Source organism: Motilimonas sp. 1_MG-2023, assembly GCF_030547455.1.
Taxonomy (GTDB): domain Bacteria; phylum Pseudomonadota; class Gammaproteobacteria; order Enterobacterales; family CBDFNC01; genus Motilimonas.
The window spans coordinates 1-384 of record NZ_JAUOPX010000128.1 but is presented as its reverse complement, the minus strand read 5'-3'; the positions used below and the strand labels follow the sequence as shown (position 1 = coordinate 384).

The window sequence follows — 384 nt, the reverse complement described above, 5'->3', positions numbered from 1 at the left end:
GAAAGTGGCGCGCATGGAAGGAGTCGAACCTCCGACCGCCTGGTTCGTAGCCAGGTACTCTATCCAGCTGAGCTACATGCGCGCGGTAAACTTTTTTCTGGTTTAGCAGATTTCTTATTTACTGCATCAATCGAATTGCTGCAATAAAACTAAAATGGCGCGCATGGAAGGAGTCGAACCTCCGACCGCCTGGTTCGTAGCCAGGTACTCTATCCAGCTGAGCTACATGCGCGCAGTAAACTTTTTTCTGGTTTAACAGGTTTCTTATTTACTGCATCAATCGAATTGCTGCAATAAAACTAAAATGGCGCGCATGGAAGGAGTCGAACCTCCGACCGCCTGGTTCGTAGCCAGGTACTCTATCCAGCTGAGCTACATGCGCGC

Annotated in this window: 3 tRNA genes; all 3 read right to left on the bottom strand. The window is 49.5% G+C overall.

Features of this window, described 5'->3' with window-relative positions:
- Positions 1-5: 5 nt before the first annotated feature.
- Positions 6-82 (bottom strand) — tRNA-Arg (locus tag Q4519_RS21750).
- A 73-nt stretch (positions 83-155) separates the two neighbouring features.
- Positions 156-232 (bottom strand) — tRNA-Arg (locus Q4519_RS21745).
- A gap of 73 nt (positions 233-305) precedes the next feature.
- Positions 306-382 (bottom strand) — tRNA-Arg (locus tag Q4519_RS21740).
- Positions 383-384: the final 2 nt, after the last annotated feature.